The following is a 19,725-nucleotide window of genomic DNA, read 5'->3' as shown; positions in this document are numbered from 1 at the left end:
TGATCAAATACATTACTTTATGAGGAGTTAAAATTATGGAAAAAGAAATTGGCTTAAAGTTAAATGGCAAAATTGAACGCTTAACAAATAAAACATTTAAGTTTGATGAACGGATTGAAACCGGTTGGTTTTCTGCGGTATATTTTTTAAAAACAAAGGAAATTGCAAAACAAAAACGTCCGAATAATGAAGTTGTTATGCAGTTTTTTCAAAAAGATCATGCCGTACTTTGCGGAACTGATGAAGCAATTGCGCTAATACATACGTTTGCAGACCAGTCTGATCAGCTTGAAATTTTCTCCTTGAAAGATGGAGATAAAATTAGCCCGTTTGAAACAGTATTGACGATTAAAGGTCCTTACCAATCTTTCGGTTTTTTAGAGGGGATTATTGATGGGATTTTAGCACGACGGACATCAGTGGCAACTAATGTATATCAGGTTGTTAAAGCAGGGCGTACCTCAGGTAAACAAAAACCAGTTATGTTTATGGGTGACCGTGATGATCACTATACCCAACAAGCAGGGGACGGCTATGCTGCCTTTATCGGTGGTTCAACAGCACAGGCTACTCATGCTATGAACGAATGGTGGGGACGTACAGGCATTGGTACGATGCCACATGCCTTGATTCAATTGTTTGAAGGGGATGTTGTCGAAGCGGCAAAAGCTTATCGAGATGTCTACCCCGAAGATGAATTGACCGTGTTAGTCGATTATAACAATGATGTCATTACTGATTCGTTAAAGGTTGCACATGAGTTTAAAGATGAACTAAAAGGTGTGCGATTAGATACCTCCGGTAATATGGTCGATAAGTATTTCTTAGATAATCAGCACTTGATGGGGTCTTTTGATCCAAGAGGGGTAAACCCTGAGCTTGTATTTGCCTTACGCCACGCGTTAGACGAAGAAGGCTTCAAACACGTAAAAATTATCGCAAGTGGTGGTTTTACTGAAGAAAAAATAAGACGCTTTGAAAAACAAAATGTCCCAGTTGACATCTACGGTGTTGGGCGTAGCTTGCTCGATATTAAGGTAGGATTTACGGGTGATAGTGTCATTTTAGATGGAAAACCACAATCTAAATTTGGGCGTCAGTATAATCCCAACCCACGTTTAGAAAAAGTAAGTTACAACGCATGAAATTTTTATAGCTGATAATAATGACGGTTTGTGCTATAATAAATCCTTGTGCATGTTTGATCGTAACTTAAATAACAATTTAAATAGCAAGGGTTATTAGGATAAGGTAAGGACAATCAACCCTTTTTGGAGGTATTACCCTATGGCAACTTATCATTTTGTCGGAATTAAAGGTACTGGTATGAGTGCACTTGCGCATATACTATTTGACCTTGGCGAAACGGTTCAAGGCTCAGATGTAGACAAACATTTTTTCACTGAAAAAGAATTATATAAAAAAGGGATCCCTATCCTGAATTTCTCTAAAGAAAATATTAAGCCGGGCCTTGTAATCATTCAAGGCAACGCCTTTAATGACGATCATGAAGAGATTATAGAAGCTAAAGCGTTGAATTTGCCAATCTACAAGTATCATGATTTTTTAGGTGCATGGCTTGAAAACTATACGAGCATTGCAGTTACTGGTGCGCACGGAAAAACATCGACGACAGGATTACTCAGTCATGTGCTATCACAAACGAAGTCGACATCTTATCTAATTGGCGATGGGACTGGCGTTGGTCAAACGAATAGTAAATATTTTGCGTTTGAAGCATGTGAGTACCGACGTCATTTTCTCAGCTATCGGCCAGACTATGCGATTATGACTAATATTGATTTTGATCATCCTGATTATTTTTCTAGTGTAGATGATGTCTTCTCTGCCTTTCAAGAGATGGCTGATCAAGTGAAAAAAGGTATCATCGCTTGTGGTGATGATGAATATTTGCATCGGATTCAGGCAAAAGTACCCGTTCTTTATTATGGATTCGAAGAGCATAATGACTTTCAAGCAAAGGATATTAAGGAAGTAGAAGAGGGGACATCATTTGATGTCTATGTACGTCATGATTTTTATGAAACGTTTACTATTCCACTATACGGGAAACATTCGGTCCTAAACGCACTTGCTGTTATTGCATTATGCCACTATGAAGGCATGTCGGCAGAAGAAATTGGTCATCTAAAAACTTTTACAGGCGTGAAACGTCGATTTACTGAAAAAGTCATTGGTGAACGTGTAATCATTGATGATTATGCGCATCATCCAAAGGAAATTATTGCAACGATTGATTCAATTAGAAGAAAATACCCTGATCGAGAAATTACAGCAGTTTTTCAACCACACACATTTACACGGACTAAGATGTTTTTACAAGCGTTTGCTGATAGCTTAAAACTTGCTGATCGTGTATATTTATGTGATATTTTTGGGTCTCAACGTGAGTTAGTTGGTAAATTATCAATTAATGACTTGATGGAGCTACTTCCTGAGAGTGAATTACTTGACCTAAATAAAATTGAGAATTTGAAACCAGAGGCTGATGATGTTGTCGTATTTATGGGGGCTGGAGATATTCAAAAATATCAAAAAGCATATGAAGCGTACTTAAAAGAATCATAAACTAATGGAAACGTGTGTAATGAGGAAATCTCATGCATGCGTTTTTCATAATATTTTTTTAAGATTGTTATAATAAATGTTTAAGATAATAAACCGAGGGGTACATATGACTAGATTCAATTTTAAATTTATTTACATAAAGAAGGAGAGTGATTAACAAATGGATAGCCTTCTCTATATTTCCGCTTTAATAGCGGCAGTCGCATTTGCGGTTCTTGTGATTTATCTTGTTCGCCTATTAAAAGAGACAGAACGAACGATGACAAGCGTTGCGAACACATTAGAAGGACTTGAAACACAAATGGAAGGAATCACTACTGAAACGACTATTCTATTAAACCGAACAAATGCTTTAGCTGAAGATATTAACCATAAATCAGAAAAGTTAAATGGTTTAGTAGATAGTATAAGTGGTTTAAGTACAACCTTTACAACGTTTAGTGATTCAGTAAAAGAAGTTTCAGATACTGTTTCTAAAGTAGCTGTAATGAACAAAGAAGAAACAGCCCAAGTTATTAAATGGGGAAACGTAGCAATGGAAGTATTCAAGAAAAGAAAGAATAAATAACAATTAAATTTTATTAGGAGGAATTTATTATGACAAACGAAGAAAACAGATCAAATGATAACAACAATATCAATGCTAAAGATTTTTTAATTGGTACACTAATTGGTAGTGCGGTAGGTGCATCACTAGCGTTGTTATTTGCACCTAAATCAGGTAAAGAAGTCCGCTCTGATATTGGAAAAGGGGCTCAAGACCTTAAAGAAAAAGCAGGAGAATGGAAAGAAACGGCATACGATAAAACTGATGATTTTAAAGATTATGCGAAAGAAAAAACTGAAAATGTCCAAAAAGCAGTAAGTGAAAAGAAGGATGATTTTCAAGAAAAATATAACGAGACAAAAGGTTCTATTCAAGAAAAGATCAGTGAAACAACTGAAGAATTGAAAAGAAAAAAAGCTGAGATGCAAGCAAAAAAAGAATTAAAGAGTAAAGAGTTAGAGGCTGAACTTGATGAAGCCATAGAAGAAGCATCAGAAGCAACAGAAAGCAAGAAAGAAGCTGTCAAAAAAGCGACAAAAGATGTAAAAGAAGCAGTTAAAGATGCAGCTGAAGATGTTAAAAAATCATAAGTTGTGACGAAGGAAAAGCGAAGCCCTGATCGTAAAGGGCTTCGCTTTTTTACTTGATCTTGCTCTTTAATTTTATTTCTAGGTTGTCATCGTTAGTTAACGGATCTAAGAAAGTAGCTGGCGCGCCATTTTTTAAAATCGCTACATTTCCTTTTAAATCAGTGATATTAAGTGATACAAACCGAAAAACATCCTGGAAAATAATAGCTTGATCTTCATTGGTTTTAATTGAAATTTTACTGAATGGTTCAATAGCATCTTCTAAAGATAAGCTATGCTGATCTTTAAAGATGGTTGACATCTGTTTTTCTATCGTAACTGGTTCGTCATTAAAAGTAACGGTAAGAGTACGATTTAAATTGAGGTTCAAATGTTCCATAAGATCAGCGACTGATACGGTTTTGCGTGGTTGATAATTAATTGTGTCGTGAGGCTTTAACAAGGTGGTTAAACGTGCTTCCTTATTATTTACCAACAGCTGGCTTGAAAAGTCATCGATTTCTAAATAATCATCATCAAGATACAAACCGAACTTTTGCTTAGCCTTTACTGTGTCAGCAATACCATGATGGTGCAAAAATTCATTTAAAGTGAGAAATTGTTTAACAGTGATGGTGTCACTATCACTAATGTCGTCATCAAATGAAGCAGGAGAATCATTGATTTTACAGATAGGCTTAACGGTGTAGCGTTGTTGATTAAACGTCACAGGATAGCCTTCAAATCGTCCTGTAATGTCCTCGAGCGTAACGACAGGTTCAGAACCGTCGTTACCTTTCTCTACAACAAGCTCATCCCCGTGCTTGATGGAGTCTTCCACTTGGATCGGTTGTCCGTTTAAATAAACTTTAGGAGGTTCTCCGTGTGTGCCTGGGAGTGTAATCGTTTGATTGTTAAAGGTAATCATATAAGCCATTCCTGGTCGTCCATACATTTTTTCGATATGTACTCCAGCAGCAAGTAATGAATCACCAACGGTTAATTGCTTCATATCAAACAAACGTACAGCACGACCGTTGACAGTTACACTAATATAGTGAACGGGGCTCTGTTTAGCTGCGATGGCAATACCTATTGGTGTGATAAACTCAGGGCCAGTTGGTATTTCAACGTTTGTTGATAAGTTTTTAATCGCTTCTGTGCCCCGTGTTGCTACACGGTTCTCTGGTAGCCCTAGCTTCTTAGCCAATACATAAGTAAGTCGTGGTGTTAAGCTCCCCCCACCAACTAACATAACAGCTTTAGGTGAACGTTTGTTTAAAGTGATAATTTCAGTTGCGATTGCATCAGCTAAATCTTCAATAGCCGATTTAATATCTTGAGCGAGTTGATCAAAAGTAACTTCAGTTTCAAAACCGAGGATGTCTTCGATGGTGGCCACCTGATTTTCAGTTACTGCACGTTTAACCCGTTCAGCTTCATTGAAATCTAAAAGATAGTGATCACTAATTGCCTCGGTAATTTCATCACCCGCTTTAGCAACCATACCGTATGCTGTGATCGTTCCTTCATCTGTTAGGGCAATATCACTTGTGCCCGCACCTATATCAACAAGAGCCACGTTTAAACGACGCATAGATTCAGGGATTAATACATTAATAGCAGCAATGGGCTCAAGCGTTAAAGCTTCCATTTCTAAGTCAGCTCGTGTTAAAGCAGATAATAGACTTTCTACGACAACTTTAGGTAAAAATGTTGCGATAATTTCTACTTCTGCTAGATCGCCTTGTTGATCGATAAGAGAGCCAATCACGTCGTGATCTAATTTGTATTGTAAAACGGAATAACCAACGCAATAATAGTGAATGGTGTGATCAACATGTTTTTCTTCTTGTGCCAAATCAAATTGAGCCTTTTGTACAGCCGAAAGTTCCAGAAATGAAATGGCTTCACTATCGAGTAAAGGCTGTTGGTCAATTGCTTTTGTTACGGTGGTTCGACGTGTTTTTAATGCACGACCAGCAGCAGCTACACAAACACGATGCAATTTAATGTTTTGACGTTGTTCTAATTTATCTTTAACTTTTTGGATGATGCTTGATACGGCTACAATATCATGAATTTGTCCATCAAGCATGGCGCGTTCTTCATGTTCCATGCTTTCATAATCAATCAGCGTATAAGATTTTTCATTGACTTCTAGTAGCAGTCCGTTTACAGAACGAGTTCCGATATCAAGTGCAAAAATATATTCATTCATTAGGGCAGAATCCTTTCTTTAAGGAAAATCGATGTTACTGTTTAGTTTAACAGATTTTTAAGCGTTAGTATCTAACATATTTTTGTAATTATCATGAGTTGTCATCGTTTTTGTTTCTTATGTTATGTAATGTGATAAGATGGAGAGAAAATCTAATAAAATCAATAGTGTTTGCTACGATTAAATTGTAAGTGCTTAAAAATAAAGAAAATACTAAATATTTGAACAATGTAGTGACAAGTAGCAAAATATTAGCTATAATAATCTCTAATTATTCATTTCAACATAATGAAATGTAAAATCGTTGAAATTAATGACGCGTGATGTACTTAGAATAAATAAACCAAGGGGGAATTTTTAATGAGTAATGAAAAATTAGACAGTTTACGTGATGAACTTGATCAGGTCAATATGGAGATCTTATCTTTGATTAATAGACGAGGTGAATTAGTTAAAGAAACAGCTAAAGCAAAAGTAAACCAAGGACCAGATAAAAAATATGATCCAGTGAGAGAACACCAAATGTTAGAAAAATTAAAAAACCATAATGAAGGACCGTTCCAGGATGCAACAATCATTCATTTATTTAAAGAGATTTTCAAAGCGGGTCTTGAGCTGCAAGAAAAAGATTATAGTAAAGAAATGCTTGTATCTCGAAAACGTAAGGTAGAGGATACAGTTATTGATATCAATGGAGAAAAAATTGGCGATGGAAATCCTCACTTTGTTTGCGGTCCATGTGCTGTTGAAAGTTATGAACAAGTGGCTAAAGTTGCAGAACAAATTAAAAAACATGGACTTAATATTATTCGTGGGGGAGCGTTTAAACCAAGAACATCGCCTTATGATTTTCAAGGTCTTGGCTTTGAAGGATTAGAAATTTTAAAACGCGTTGGAGATGAGTATGGTTTAGCGGTAGTTAGTGAAATTGTCCGTCCCCAAGACATGGAACAAGCAGCTGAGTACTTGGATATGATTCAAATTGGTGCAAGAAATATGCAGAATTTTGAATTGTTAAAAGCGGCTGGAGAAATTGACAAGCCAATTATATTGAAACGTGGAATGTCTGCCACAGTCTCCGATTTTATTAACGCGGCTGAGTACATTAATTCCAAAGGTAATGGAAATATTATTTTATGTGAACGTGGAATTAGAACGTATGAAACATCTACACGAAACACGTTAGATATTACAGCTGTGCCAATTCTTAAACAAGAGACACATTTACCGGTCATGGTAGATGTTACACACTCAACTGGACGTCGTGATTTATTGATTCCAGCAGCAAAAGCAGCTATTGCGATAGGTGCAGATGCGATTATGGCCGAAGTTCACCCTGATCCTGCAGTGGCATTATCTGATCAACAACAACAAATGGACTTTGATCAATTTGATACGTTCATGAAAACACTAAAATAGAAGCATTTGAAAAGGCCTTGCGAATTCCCTTATTTTTGGGTTTCGTAAGGTCTTTTGTTTAATCGTTAGAAAAAGTCGTTAAATCAGGGAAATTAAACGGGATTTTTGTTATACTATAAGATATATTTTGCATGATTATATATGTAAATCACTGTCTATGCTATACTAAATACATATGTAAACGTAACTAAATAACTTATAAAAACGGAGGTTGATTTGAAATGAACATCACAATATATGATGTAGCTCGTGAAGCAAACGTTTCAATGGCAACAGTATCACGTGTAGTAAACGGAAATCCAAATGTGAAACCTGCAACACGCAAAAAAGTACTTGAAACCATCGAACGTCTGGGGTATCGTCCAAATGCCGTAGCACGGGGGTTAGCAAGCAAGAAAACAACAACAGTAGGTGTAATAATTCCTGACATTTCTAGCATTTTCTTCTCGGAACTAGCACGAGGAATTGATGATATTGCTAATATGTATAAATACAATATTATTTTAAGTAATTCAGATCAAAATGTTGATAAAGAAATAAAATTAATCAATACGATGTTAGAAAAGCAAGTAGATGGCATTGTTTATATGGGTGGTAAAATTACTGAAGAACATATTCAACAATTTAAAACATCACCAGTTCCAATTGCGTTAGCGGCAACGGTGGATGCAACACATTCCACACCATCTGTGAATATCGACTATGAACAAGCAGGCTATGAAGCGACAAAACTATTAATTGATAATGGCCATGCTCACCCTGCTTTTGTGACGGGACTTGAAGAGACGACAGCAAATTTATTGAAATTTGAAGGGTATAAACGTGCAATTCATGATACTGGTGAAACATTTGATGAGACCTTAGTCATTCGTGGTGATCTTTCTTATCATTCAGGTATGGATGCAACCGAACAATTACTAGAACGCGATCAAAAGCCAACTGCCATATTTGTTGCATCTGATGAGATGGCGTTAGGTGTTATTCATGGCATTCAAGATCGTGGCATGTCTGTACCTAACGATATAGAAGTTATCGGGTTTGATAATACACGATTAGCACAAATGGTACGTCCTACGCTTTCTACAGTTGTTCAACCTATGTATGACATTGGTGCTGTTGCGATGCGTTTACTAACAAAATATATGAACAAAGAAGAAGTCTCAGAACAAAATGTTATCTTACCTCATCAAATCATCGAGAGAAGCTCAACAAAATAAAATTTTCGTCGATAATAACTTTGTATGAATATTTTCAAAGCTAAGAAATCGATGAGAAGTTTCGAGCAATCTTAGATTGTTCATGAGGTAAGGAGAGAGTTTATGAAAAGAACAGATATTTTAACACCGATTGGAATTGTTTTAGGTCTTTTAATGATTGCTTTTGGTATTTTATCCAGTAGTGGGTCAATTGGCGGCGTCATTGCTTTTATCCAAATCCCTTCCCTCGTTATTGTTTTCGGGGGGCTAGCAGCGGCAATATTAATCAACTTTAATATTGATCAAGTTAAATCAATGGGACGTGTCGTTAAAGAATCGTTTAATAAAACTGATCAAGATCTTTCAGAATTGATTTCATTATTTGAACGATTGTCAGAACGTGCACGTCGTGAAGGTTTATTAGCTTTAGAAACGGAATTAGAAGAAGTTACTGACCCTTTCATTAAAAAAGGCGTTCTACTAGCAATAGATGGGATAGAACCAGAAGTGATTCACGATATCATGAGTGCGGAAATCACCGCTATGGAAGATCGTCATGCGAAAGGCCGCGTGATTCTAGAAAAAGCTGGGGACTATGCACCAGCGTGGGGAATGATTGGTACATTAATTGGGTTAGTGTTGATGTTAAATGATTTGAACGATCCGACAACACTAGGACCACAAATGGCTGTTGCCCTTTTAACAACGTTCTACGGAGCAGTGTTAGCAAACCTTGTCTTTATACCGATGGCAGGAAAATTAGAAAGTAAGACAGAACAAGAAGTGTTTATGAAACAAATCGTTATCGAAGGCGTTATTGGTGTTCAATCTGGACAAAACCCGAGAATTCTTAAAGAAAAATTAAGTGCATTTTTATCGGATGATATGCGTAAGCGTCGTTCTGAAGATAGTGATGATTCCCTGGAGGGTGCGGCCGATGAAGCGTCGTGAGAAAAAGCAACCAAAGGGTAGTCCAAAATGGATGACAACGTTCTCCGATATGATGACTCTTATTTTAGTATTTTTTATTCTCTTGTTTTCAATGTCCTCGATAGATGCGGCTCGTTTTGAAGCAGTAGCGGAATCGTTTAGAAACCGGATGATCTTTGAGGGCTTTCCTTCAACGATGCCTATGGAAAATCCAACAGAAAATTCAAATCCAAATCAAAATCAAGAAGGTGCAACAGACTTTAAGAATAACTTATTCGATGAGGAAACAGAAGATCTTGATGAATCACAATCAGGTAATACAGAGGATAACTTGGAAAATCTAGAGAACTTAGATGAACTTCTGGCAGAAGTTGAGGGTTATCTAGAAGAAAATCAACTGGAAAATGTCATTAGTGCCAATCGTACTGACCAAGGCGTGGTCTTAATTCTGCAAGAACGGATTTTATTTGATACAGCTGAGTCCAATCTCAAAGTAGAAGGAGAACCCTTTTTGGAAAAGATAGGTTTATTACTGGAGAATATTCCAAATGAAGTGCGTGTTGAAGGTCACACAGATAACCGGCCCATTTCGACAGTAGAATACCCTTCGAACTGGGAGCTCTCAGCTGCCCGTGCAAGTAGTGTTATTCGTAACATTATTAATACTCATGATCTTAATGAAGATCGATTTATCGCTGTTGGTTTTGGTGATACACGACCGATTGTACCTAATGATTCGGTTGAAAACTGGCGAAAAAACCGCCGTGTCGAAATTGTTATACTTGAATTGAGTCAGTCATTCGAATAATAATACCCCTAGCAAATGCAGCTAAACTTGCTCATAACATAGTTTAGCTGCATTTTTCTGTGCAAAAAAAAGCGATTTCCTCATCAAATAAGTGAAGAAATCGCTTTTGCGTAAGATTGTATGAATTTTTAATTCTGATTATTAAGCATCGCCTGTAGCTGGCTCATCATCAGGTGTCTCGGGAGGGTTTTCTTCAGTGTCGCCATTTTGATTGCCCCCGTTGCCTTCGTCTGGATTTTCTGGTGTATCCGGTACTTCGGGTTCTTCTGGTTCTTCAGGGACTTCGGGTTCCTCTGGTTCTTCCGGCTCTTCTGGTTCCTCTGGCTCTTCGGGCTCCTCTGGTTCTTCTTCAGTAAAGTCACCATCAATGAAAGGGCGCGTCGGATTTGATTCACGTCCGAAATAATCAACAGCACGAATTTGATAAACAGCCGGTGCGTTGCCTACATTTAATCGTGTTTCCACAGTAGTATCATATAAACTAAATTGGCTGTCTGGATCATTGGCTCTATAAATACGATATCCAATGACATCAGAAGTGTTTGATGCACGCCAGGTAAGAATATTACCTGATTTAGAAACAGAACTTGGTGGATTAGGCCTTGAACCATCATCTTCTATTTCATCAGTCAAATCCGGTAAATGAAGGTCTGCCCATCCACCATTCCGAGATGGATAAAGTTGTGTGATATCTTCTAATTGATCATAACCTTTTTCCTCTAGCCACTCTGGGTTAAACATATAACCGGAATCGCGAGTGAATTCATTAGGTGTTTGCCCGGTAACTAGTGCGGTGTCGTCACCAACACCAACAATTTCTGCAGAAATGATACTTGTGTCCGTTTCTGTAGGCACATATTTTGTATTGAATAAGTCAGTACCTACGAGACCGAGATCACTTGTTAATTCAGATGGTTGCATTCCAGAAACCAAGCTGAATGAACGCGAAACAATGTTGTTTGGTCGTTGGAAACGTCCGGATGGTGCCATCAGTTCGGGATCAACTTCTGTAGCAGCATTGACAAGTTGCGCCCAGAAGACTTGATTTCGACCACTGTAGCCGGTATTCAACTGCTGTTCATACTCATAGCCCATCCAACTACCTAAAGTCACATTTGGATTAGTAGCGACGAACCAAGTGTCTCTAAACTCATTTGAGGTACCGGTTTTACCAGCCCAATCAATTCCTGGATTATTGAGACTTCCTCTAGCAGATCGTCCTGTACCCGATGTTAAAACGTCTCTCAACATATCAATCATTAAATAATTCGTTTCTGGACTAAATACATCGGTAGGCTCTGCTTCATGTTGATAAACAACTTCACCCGTAACGTCTTCAATATGGTCAATCATATATCCTTCACTGTACTGACCGTTATTACCAAAAGTAGAGTAAGCATTTGTGTTTTCCTCAACGGTTGCGCCAATACTACCTAATGCATATGAAGGATAACGGTAAGCTTCTTCTTCAATCCCTGAAAAACCCATTTTCAGAAAGTAATCAGGGACGGGGTTAGCAATCTCTAATAAATCAAGATATGCTCGTGCAGCTGAGACGTTATAAGAACTCGTCAGTGCTTGACGAACCGTTGTTAACCCGTAATACCGTGAACTTGTAAAGTTGGTAGGAAACGGATTATACAATGGGTCATTTGTTTTTACATCGGCAATAATTGACCCTGGTTGAAATAACCCTTCTTCAAGAGCTGGCCCATAAACAAGGAGAGGCTTTGCTGTACTACCAATTTGTCTAGGGGCATTTGTTGCGAAATTACGATTTTGAATATCGAAATCACGACCACCAACAAAGGCGATAATTGCCCCAGTCGCATTATCTCTTAAAACACTACCCACTTGAACCGGTGCATTGTAAGGTACTGATTCACCGGTATCGGGATCTTCTGTCATAATTGGTTCACCTGTTGCATTATTACGTGCAATTTTATTCGGTCCGTAGTTGCTGTAATTAGCAGCAACCTCTTGAAAGACGTCATAAATATCTTTATTGATCGTGGTATGAATTTTATACCCACCTTGTGAAATTTCTCGTTGCGCATGGATGCTGTATTGTTCGTTTAGTGCATCGTTTTGATTTAACTCTTCTAACGTGTATCCATCAGCAAGTGCTAATCGTTCTTTAAATATTGCCTCAGCACGATTTTTAATCTCTTGTGTGAGGTAAGGGTATTGCTCGAAGGTTGAAGGCGCACCTTCAGTGAAGCTTGCGATTAGATCAAAAGCGATTGCTTCATCGTATTCAGCTTGTGAAATAAACTCTTTATCTAACATCCGGTTTAAAACAGTCGCTTGTCTACTTAAACCAGCAGCTAAGCCTGCTTCTTCTTTGACTTGCCCCCCATTAGTAAAAGGACTATAAGAAATAGGGCTTTGCGGTAAACCGGCAATAAATGCTGCTTGAGCCAAGTTAACTTCGCTAGCGTCAACTCCAAAAATACCTTCAGCAGCTGTTTGTACACCAGCAATATTACGTCCGCTCGCATTTCGGCCAAATGGGACAATGTTCAAGTAAGCCTCTAAAATTTCGTTTTTATCCATGAAGTGTTCTAATCGCATGGCTAAAACAATTTCTTTTGCTTTTCGATCAAACGATACTTCATTTGTTAAGATTTGGTTTTTGATAATTTGCTGTGTCAAAGTACTTCCACCTGTTTGAGTTGCTGCACCAGACACTTCTTGGAAGACGGCACGCATAATTGCCTTTGGAACAATACCGTTATGCGTCATAAAGTACTCATCTTCTGTTGCGATAACTCCGTTAATAATGTGTTGTGAAACTTGATCTAAGCTAGTCTCTTCACGGTAGATATCAGAACTAACTTCACCCATAAAAACATCATTATCAAAATAGACTTCTGACGTTTCTTCATAATTAAATATTGCAGAAACCATGTCTTCTTCGGTACGTAAAGGTTCATCTTTAACTAATGAACCAAAATATCCAGCACCTAAGCCACCAACGAAGAACAAACCGATGATCGCGATGACAATAAAGAATAAGATGATATTCCAAATGACATCATAACTAATTCGGAAAACCCGTTGTAAGGATTTTTTATCAATAAGTGCTTTGAATGCTGCTGTTTTAGATGTTTCATTATCTGAATTATTCATGATTATACCTCCTAAAATTCCAAAGTATATTATAACACATAAAGTTTGATTGTTTACTAATTTCACACTTTTTCTTTAAAAAGCTTGCACAAGGAGATAAGGTATGATAAAAATATAATCAACAACATATCAATACAAGCAATGATTGATTGCAGTAATCCTATATTCCCTACTTTAGAGACTTGGCGGTCGGTGCAAGCCAAGGTATAGTATAGTGATGAATTACGATCTGGAGCTTTTTCTCTGATTAAACAGAGGACGGTACATGTTTCGTATCGATAAAAATGAAGTGGCTGTAATGGCAATGAGGGTGGTACCGCGAGTGAGCTCGTCCCTTTAGGGGAAGGTGCTGCTTTTTTTTATGGGTAAATTTAAAGAGTGGCGCAAAATGTGTTCTCAGGTTTCAAAAATAGCTTAATGAATAGAGGGAGAAAGACAAATGGATATTATTAAAGATTTAGAAGCACGCGGATTAGTCCAACAATTCACTGATGAAGAAGGTTTGAAAAAACATTTAAATACCAATATTGTAACGTTATACTGTGGCTTTGACCCAACAGCAGATAGCTTGCATATTGGTCATTTAGTGCCAGCACTTATGCTTAAAAGGTTTCAATTGGCTGGACATCGCCCGATTGCTCTAATTGGAGGCGGGACAGGAATGATTGGTGACCCAAGTGGTCGATCAGATGAACGTCAATTAAATGATGAAGCAACAGTTGACCACTTTAGTCAACAAATTAAAAAACAATTGGCACAAATATTAGATTTTGACAAAGATAAGAATGGTGCCGTTGCGCGAAACAACAAAGAGTGGTTAGGAACACTAACTTTAATTGAATTTTTAAGAGATACAGGAAAACATTTTGGTGTCAATTACATGTTAGCAAAAGATTCGGTACAATCACGATTGGAAAATGGCATTAGTTTTACAGAATTCACTTATATGATTTTGCAGTCGTATGATTTTATGAATCTATTTGATAAAGAAAATTGCACCTTGCAAATCGGTGGTAGCGATCAGTGGGGAAACATTACGGCAGGAATGGAATTGATTCGTCGCACCCGTAAAGAGGGAGAAGAGGCGAAAGTATTTGGCTTAACCGTTCCTTTAATTACAAAGGCAGACGGCACTAAATTTGGTAAAACAGCCGGTGGAGCAGTTTGGTTGGATAAAGATAAAACATCACCGTATGAATTCTACCAATTTTGGATCAACACAGATGACCGAGATGTTATCAAATTCATTAAATACTTTACGTTCTTAGACATGGAAGAGATTGCTGTATTGGAGCAGTCTGTGCTAGAAGCACCTGAAAAACGCTTAGCGCATATCCGATTAGCTGAAGAATTGACAGTACTGGTTCATGGCGAAGAAGCTTTAGCACAAGCACAACACATTACTGCTGCGCTGTTTAGTGGTGATATTAAGTCATTAACCGGCGATGAGATTAAACAAGGTTTTAAAGATGTACCGACAAGTGTTTTAAAACGTGATGAACAAACATTGGTTAATCTACTTGTTGATGCAGAAATTGCTAAATCAAAACGTCAAGCACGCGAAGACATACAAAATGGTGCGATTTACGTGAATGGTGAACGCAACCAAGCACTTGACCATGTTCTCCTAGACGATGATATTATTGATGGCAAATATACAATTATTCGTCGAGGTAAAAAGAAATACTTCATGATTCAATTTACCGGTGCATAAACAAAAAAACGGCTTGGTTCACTTAAAAATGAACCGAGCCATCTTTATTTTTTAGCGATTATAACGCCCATTTTCGATCTTCGGTAAAGGAAACAGTTAACCAAATATCATAAGGGTATTGATTCAAATAGTGATTAATTTGTTCGCGAATTTTATCTTGCAACGCTAAGTCCAGGCTGGTTTCATTTGGAATGACTACAAAATCAACTTCCACCCATAGTGTTTGGCCGACTTTTGAGACTCTGGTGAAAGATTCTTTGAAGAGGTACGCTTGTTTTAATTTTTTGACATACAGCTTTATTTGATCAGGAATTTTTCCTTTCGGTGGCATATCAAGTATCTCTCTAAGGGCTGAATTAATCGCTCGCACTGGAACACGAATAAAGTATAAAGCAACAACAATAACCATAATAGGATCGATATAGGGAACGATAAAATCATAGGAAGTAAAGTGTACGATTGCGATTGATAAAATATAACCAATAAGGACACCAACACTAACAAGTGAGTCCATAAACCATTGGTTAGCTTCAGCGTGGATAAGACCAGAACGCACTTCTTTGGCAGCACGTTTTAAGTAATAAGTAATTCCTATACAAAGCGCTGTCGCAAATACAGAATAAAGGATGGCTAAATTAAAATTGATGGATTGACCACCAGTAGTAATCGAATAGACCGCGTTTACGGATGACCCAATAACGATTATGAAAATGAATATATATTTAATTATCACGACAAGAGGTTCAATTTTATCTTTGCCAAAGGGGTAGTTGTGTAAATCCACTTTAGACATGAAGCGTTGTGCCATAAGAGAAATTAATGATAAAGATAAACTCATCAATGAGTAGAGTCCATCAAATATAATCATTTGTGCATGAGATAGAAATCCGATAACGAGCCCTAAGATTGAAAAAAACACCGCTCCATAAACCGATATTTTTAGAAGATGACGTTCGTGACTAAGTTTTTCGTACATAGCATGTTGCTCCGTTTCTATAGAAAATAAATTAAGATTCAAGTCATTTAGACTAGTATAAGTGTAGCACAAGTTATCGATAAACTCCTATTGAAAAAAAGGAAAGCAAGTAAACACTTAAAAAGTAAGTGGGAGAAAAAGCTGTACTCCGTATATAGGCGTAAAAAAAATAAGCATCCATTGATTTATGCAAGGAGTAAGTAGGTTTTAAATCAGATAGATGGTGAAAGATATTTTTTTCTGAAACGCAACAGAAAAAAACCCTTAAAACATTGATAAATCAATGCTTTAAGGGTTTTAATTTTACTGATAATTGTAAGAGTTTCTTAACGTGAGTACCACTCAACGATAAGCGCTTCGTTAATTTCAGCTGGTAATTCAGTACGCTCTGGGTAACGAGTATATGAACCTTCAAGCTTGTCAGCATCGAAAGTTAAGTACTCAGGTACAAATGCGTTAACTTCAATTGCTTCAGCAACAACTGTAAGTTTTTGTGATTTTTCACGTAAAGAAATTGTTTGACCAGGTTTTACTGCGTAAGATGGAATATCTACGCGAGCACCATCAACTAAGATGTGACCGTGGTTAACTAATTGACGTGATTGACGACGCGTACGAGCAAGACCAAGACGGTATACGATGTTATCAAGACGCGATTCTAAAAGCATCATGAAGTTTTCGCCGTGAACACCTTTCATTTTTCCTGCTTTTTCGAATAACGTTGCGAATTGACGCTCGTTTACACCATACATGAAGCGAAGCTTTTGCTTCTCTTGAAGTTGTAAACCGTATTCTGAAAGTTTTCTACGTTGATTTGGACCGTGTTGTCCAGGAGCATAAGGACGTTTGTCTAACTCCTTACCACTACCAGTTAATGAAATACCGAGACGACGAGACTTTTTCCATACAGGACCTGTATAGCGAGCCATGTGCATTCTCTCCTTTATAATTAGATTTTGCATAAAACAGATAATGTGTTCCATGAGCGTTTGCTATTATGTTTTCATGTACCATCGCTCCAGCAGCAGAGAGTTACACGATACACCTTATCGGATAGATAAGGAACAAAATAGACAACCGGTGGTTCACAAAGGCTACCTTTTTTACACAAAGTCTATTATATAATTAATAGCGTAAGAAGTCAACTTGAACTTTACTGATTATCAACATGTATTGCCTTAAATATATTTTTCTAAAATTCGTACGAATTTTTCTAAGTATGTTTCATCAATAGCATCAAATCGATCCAATTCAGGGCTATCAATATCAAGCACTCCAATAACCTGGTTGTCTTTTAAAATTGGAATAACAATTTCCGATTTACTGTTCGGATCACAAGCAATATGACCTGGAAAAGCATGAACATCATGAATCCGTTGTGTTGATTTTTCACTGACAGCAGTACCACATACGCCACGTCCAACCGCAATCCGTACGCAAGCTGGCATGCCTTGGAAAGGACCAAGAACGAGTTCGTTTTCTTTCATTAAATAGTATCCCACCCAATTTATTCGATCGAGAAACTGATTGAGAAGGGCAGAACTATTTGCTAGATTGGCTAATTGATCTGGTTCGTCTTCTATCAATGCCTCGAGTTGTTTAAGTACTAATTGATAATTTTTTTCTTTCGATGCTTCGTATGTTGTTTGTTCAAACATAGTGATAGTCTCCTTTATTTAAGATAATATATCTGATGATTATACCTGTTGTCTGATTGAAAGGCAAAGAAAATGTAAAAAGGTAAAAAAACAACCAAGATTGTGAAAAATTTTGCTTTTTTTTAGCCAAAAACAAGCGGTTCATGATATGATATGGATAAAACAAATTGGAAAATTAATTGCATGTATGAATAACTTTACATAAATGATACGTTCGGGATGCTAAGGAGGAATAACATGGGTGGCTATACTTCCTATATTATAGGTGCTATTTTGGTTGTTATTACATTAATTATTATTGGATTGGTGTTAAGAAAAAGGATATATGATCAAGTTGACAAACTGGAAGCTTGGAAGATGGATATTATGCACCGTCAAGTAACCGCGGAATTGCAACGCGTTAAAGCTTTAAACTTATCGGGAGAGACACAGGACAAGTTTGAATCTTGGAAAGAGACCTGGGATCAAATCTTAACACGTGAATTGCCTGACATCGAAGAATTTTTATTTGATGCAGAAGAAGCAGCCGATCGCTTTAGAATTAATACATCAAAAAAGAATTTAAAAACTGTTGAATCAATCTTAAACCAAATTGAAGAGACAATTGAAAAGATGTACCAAGAGCTAGAAGAACTGCTAGATTCGGAGAAGCAAAGTCGAAACGAAGTAGAAAAGGTCTTACCAAGAATAAAGGCGTTACGTCATACGTTGCTTGAAAATCGCCATCTGTATGGACGAGCTGAGCAACGCTATGAGAACGAAATAAATGAACAGCAAGTTAATCTTGATCGCTTTTATAGTGAATGTGACGAAGGGAATTATTTAGAGGCACGTCAAATTATCGCTGAAGTTAATGAACAGCTAGATGATTTGACAGATCGAATGGAAGAGTTCCCGATCATATTTAAAAAATTAAAGCGTGAATTACCAGAGCGATTGAATGAGCTAAAGGCTGGTATTAAGGAAATGAAGCAAGCTGGTTACCGCATTGATAATGATGCATACGATAAAGAACTCACGCAGTTTGACTCACAACTAGAAGGTTACATACACCATGTCGAGGAAAAAGAAAATCCAGAAATATACGAATGGTTAACACATGTAGAAGAGCGTATTCAAGAAATTTATGCCACACTCGAAAATGAAGCGAAGGCAAAACAATACATTGAGCGTCACACAGATCAAGCAAGCCATGACTTGCAAACGCAAGTAAGTGTTTTTGACCAAACGGCTGAAGAAGTGGCAGAGTTACAAAAAACCTATTTACTTGAAGGTTGTGATTTAGAACTGTACGATAATTTGCAAAAGTGGATGCATCAAATCGAACGTGATTATAATCAGCTTTTGAATGGTCTTTCTAATGAAGAGGAAACCTATAGTGTCTTAAAAGATCAATTGGATTTGATTCGTCAAGATTTAGAAAAATTCCATCAATCACATATTGAGTTCCAAGAGCAAGTTAGAATGATCAGAAAAGATGAAATTGCTGCTAAATCTAGCATTATTACATTAGGACGTCAAGTGTATGAGTTAGAAAAATTATTAACCAAAAGCAATCTTCCGGGTGTTCCGTCATATTTGTGGTCGTTGGATAGTGAGGCGAAAGAAGCCATTCAACAAGTGGAGGATAAATTAGCAATGCAACCACTTGATATGGGTGAAGTGAATCACAAACTTAAAGAAGCAGAGCAAGCTGTCGATATATTAAGTAAGAAAGCTCAATTAATGATTGAACAGGCATATTTAGTTGAACAAGTCATTCAATATGCCAACCGATACCGTAGTCAGTACCCAATGCTAAAAGCAAAGTTACTTGAAGCTGAACAGCTCTTTTATCATTTTCACTACGAGGAAGCGCTGGAGTTAGCGACACAATCCTTGGAAGAAGTTGATCCAGGAGCAGTTAAACGACTCGAATCGAAAATTGAACTTCCTGTGTAAATACTAAAGATAGGGGAGGATGCGA

The 19,725-nt window shown here is 37.3% G+C and carries 15 protein-coding genes and 1 other annotated feature; of the genes, 10 read left to right on the top strand and 5 right to left on the bottom strand.

Translation table 11 applies throughout. The features are described from left to right. The first annotated feature begins 35 nt into the window (after positions 1-35). The 4 genes from DES38_RS10090 to DES38_RS10075 all read left to right on the top strand — a co-directional run bounded on the left by DES38_RS10090 (position 36) and on the right by DES38_RS10075 (position 3,726). Positions 36-1,145, top strand: coding sequence for a nicotinate phosphoribosyltransferase (locus DES38_RS10090; protein ID WP_110251990.1), 1,110 nt, complete (start codon positions 36-38; stop codon positions 1,143-1,145). A gap of 142 nt (positions 1,146-1,287) precedes the next feature. Further along, a complete protein-coding gene (gene murC / locus DES38_RS10085) occupies positions 1,288-2,589 on the top strand; it encodes a UDP-N-acetylmuramate--L-alanine ligase (protein ID WP_110251989.1) in 1,302 nt (433 codons plus the stop codon). A gap of 160 nt (positions 2,590-2,749) precedes the next feature. Beyond that, on the top strand, positions 2,750-3,157 hold the full coding sequence (locus tag DES38_RS10080; protein WP_110251988.1) for a DUF948 domain-containing protein: 408 nt from the start codon (positions 2,750-2,752) through the stop codon (positions 3,155-3,157). Positions 3,158-3,186: 29 nt separating this feature from the next. Continuing rightward, positions 3,187-3,726, top strand: a complete 540-nt coding sequence (locus DES38_RS10075) for a YtxH domain-containing protein (protein ID WP_110251987.1) — start codon at positions 3,187-3,189, stop codon at positions 3,724-3,726. A gap of 49 nt (positions 3,727-3,775) precedes the next feature. Here DES38_RS10075 and pilM read toward each other — a convergent pair whose 3' ends face one another. Next, positions 3,776-5,926: a pilus assembly protein PilM gene (gene pilM / locus DES38_RS10070; RefSeq protein WP_110251986.1), complete on the bottom strand. Its 2,151-nt coding sequence runs from the start codon at positions 5,924-5,926 to the stop codon at positions 3,776-3,778. Between the two features lie 360 nt (positions 5,927-6,286). Here pilM and DES38_RS10065 point away from each other — a divergent pair, with 360 nt between their 5' ends. From DES38_RS10065 to motS, 4 genes are all read left to right on the top strand, one after another. Next, a complete protein-coding gene (locus tag DES38_RS10065) occupies positions 6,287-7,345 on the top strand; it encodes a bifunctional 3-deoxy-7-phosphoheptulonate synthase/chorismate mutase (protein ID WP_110251985.1) in 1,059 nt (352 codons plus the stop codon). 221 nt (positions 7,346-7,566) lie between these two features. Beyond that, complete coding sequence (gene ccpA, locus DES38_RS10060) at positions 7,567-8,562, top strand: catabolite control protein A (RefSeq protein ID WP_110251984.1); 996 nt, start codon at positions 7,567-7,569, stop codon at positions 8,560-8,562. Positions 8,563-8,664: 102 nt separating this feature from the next. After that, a complete protein-coding gene (gene motP / locus DES38_RS10055) occupies positions 8,665-9,492 on the top strand; it encodes a flagellar motor protein MotP (RefSeq protein WP_110251983.1) in 828 nt (275 codons plus the stop codon). Then, positions 9,479-10,279: a flagellar motor protein MotS gene (motS, locus tag DES38_RS10050; RefSeq protein ID WP_110251982.1), complete on the top strand. Its 801-nt coding sequence runs from the start codon at positions 9,479-9,481 to the stop codon at positions 10,277-10,279. Before motP ends, motS begins: the two co-directional genes overlap by 14 nt. Before the next feature lie 141 nt (positions 10,280-10,420). Here motS and DES38_RS10045 read toward each other — a convergent pair whose 3' ends face one another. Further along, entirely contained in the window at positions 10,421-13,411 is a 2,991-nt protein-coding gene (locus tag DES38_RS10045; protein ID WP_110251981.1) for a transglycosylase domain-containing protein, read from the bottom strand. A 132-nt stretch (positions 13,412-13,543) separates the two neighbouring features. Further along, positions 13,544-13,750: a binding site (T-box leader), on the top strand. 100 nt (positions 13,751-13,850) lie between these two features. Between DES38_RS10045 and tyrS the strand changes: the two genes are divergently transcribed. Further along, positions 13,851-15,125: a tyrosine--tRNA ligase gene (gene tyrS / locus DES38_RS10040; protein WP_110251980.1), complete on the top strand. Its 1,275-nt coding sequence runs from the start codon at positions 13,851-13,853 to the stop codon at positions 15,123-15,125. 58 nt (positions 15,126-15,183) lie between these two features. Here the strand turns inward: tyrS and DES38_RS10035 are convergent, their stop codons facing one another. The 3 genes from DES38_RS10035 to DES38_RS10025 all read right to left on the bottom strand — a co-directional run bounded on the left by DES38_RS10035 (position 15,184) and on the right by DES38_RS10025 (position 17,759). Further along, the gene (locus tag DES38_RS10035; RefSeq protein ID WP_110251979.1) at positions 15,184-16,101 is read right to left on the bottom strand and encodes a cation diffusion facilitator family transporter; all 918 of its coding nucleotides are present in this window, start codon (positions 16,099-16,101) and stop codon (positions 15,184-15,186) included. 326 nt (positions 16,102-16,427) lie between these two features. Next, positions 16,428-17,030, bottom strand: coding sequence for a 30S ribosomal protein S4 (gene rpsD / locus DES38_RS10030; protein WP_110251978.1), 603 nt, complete (start codon positions 17,028-17,030; stop codon positions 16,428-16,430). Between the two features lie 249 nt (positions 17,031-17,279). Continuing rightward, positions 17,280-17,759 (bottom strand): GAF domain-containing protein, encoded by a 480-nt coding sequence (locus DES38_RS10025; RefSeq protein WP_110251977.1) that lies wholly within the window; start codon positions 17,757-17,759, stop codon positions 17,280-17,282. Between the two features lie 237 nt (positions 17,760-17,996). Here DES38_RS10025 and DES38_RS10020 point away from each other — a divergent pair, with 237 nt between their 5' ends. Next, positions 17,997-19,700 (top strand): septation ring formation regulator EzrA, encoded by a 1,704-nt coding sequence (locus DES38_RS10020; RefSeq protein ID WP_110251976.1) that lies wholly within the window; start codon positions 17,997-17,999, stop codon positions 19,698-19,700. Positions 19,701-19,725 lie beyond the last annotated feature (25 nt).

Source organism: Streptohalobacillus salinus, from assembly GCF_003201605.1.
In the GTDB taxonomy this organism is placed as follows: domain Bacteria; phylum Bacillota; class Bacilli; order Bacillales; family Amphibacillaceae; genus Streptohalobacillus; species Streptohalobacillus salinus.
This window is presented reverse-complemented; position numbering and strand designations above follow the sequence as displayed.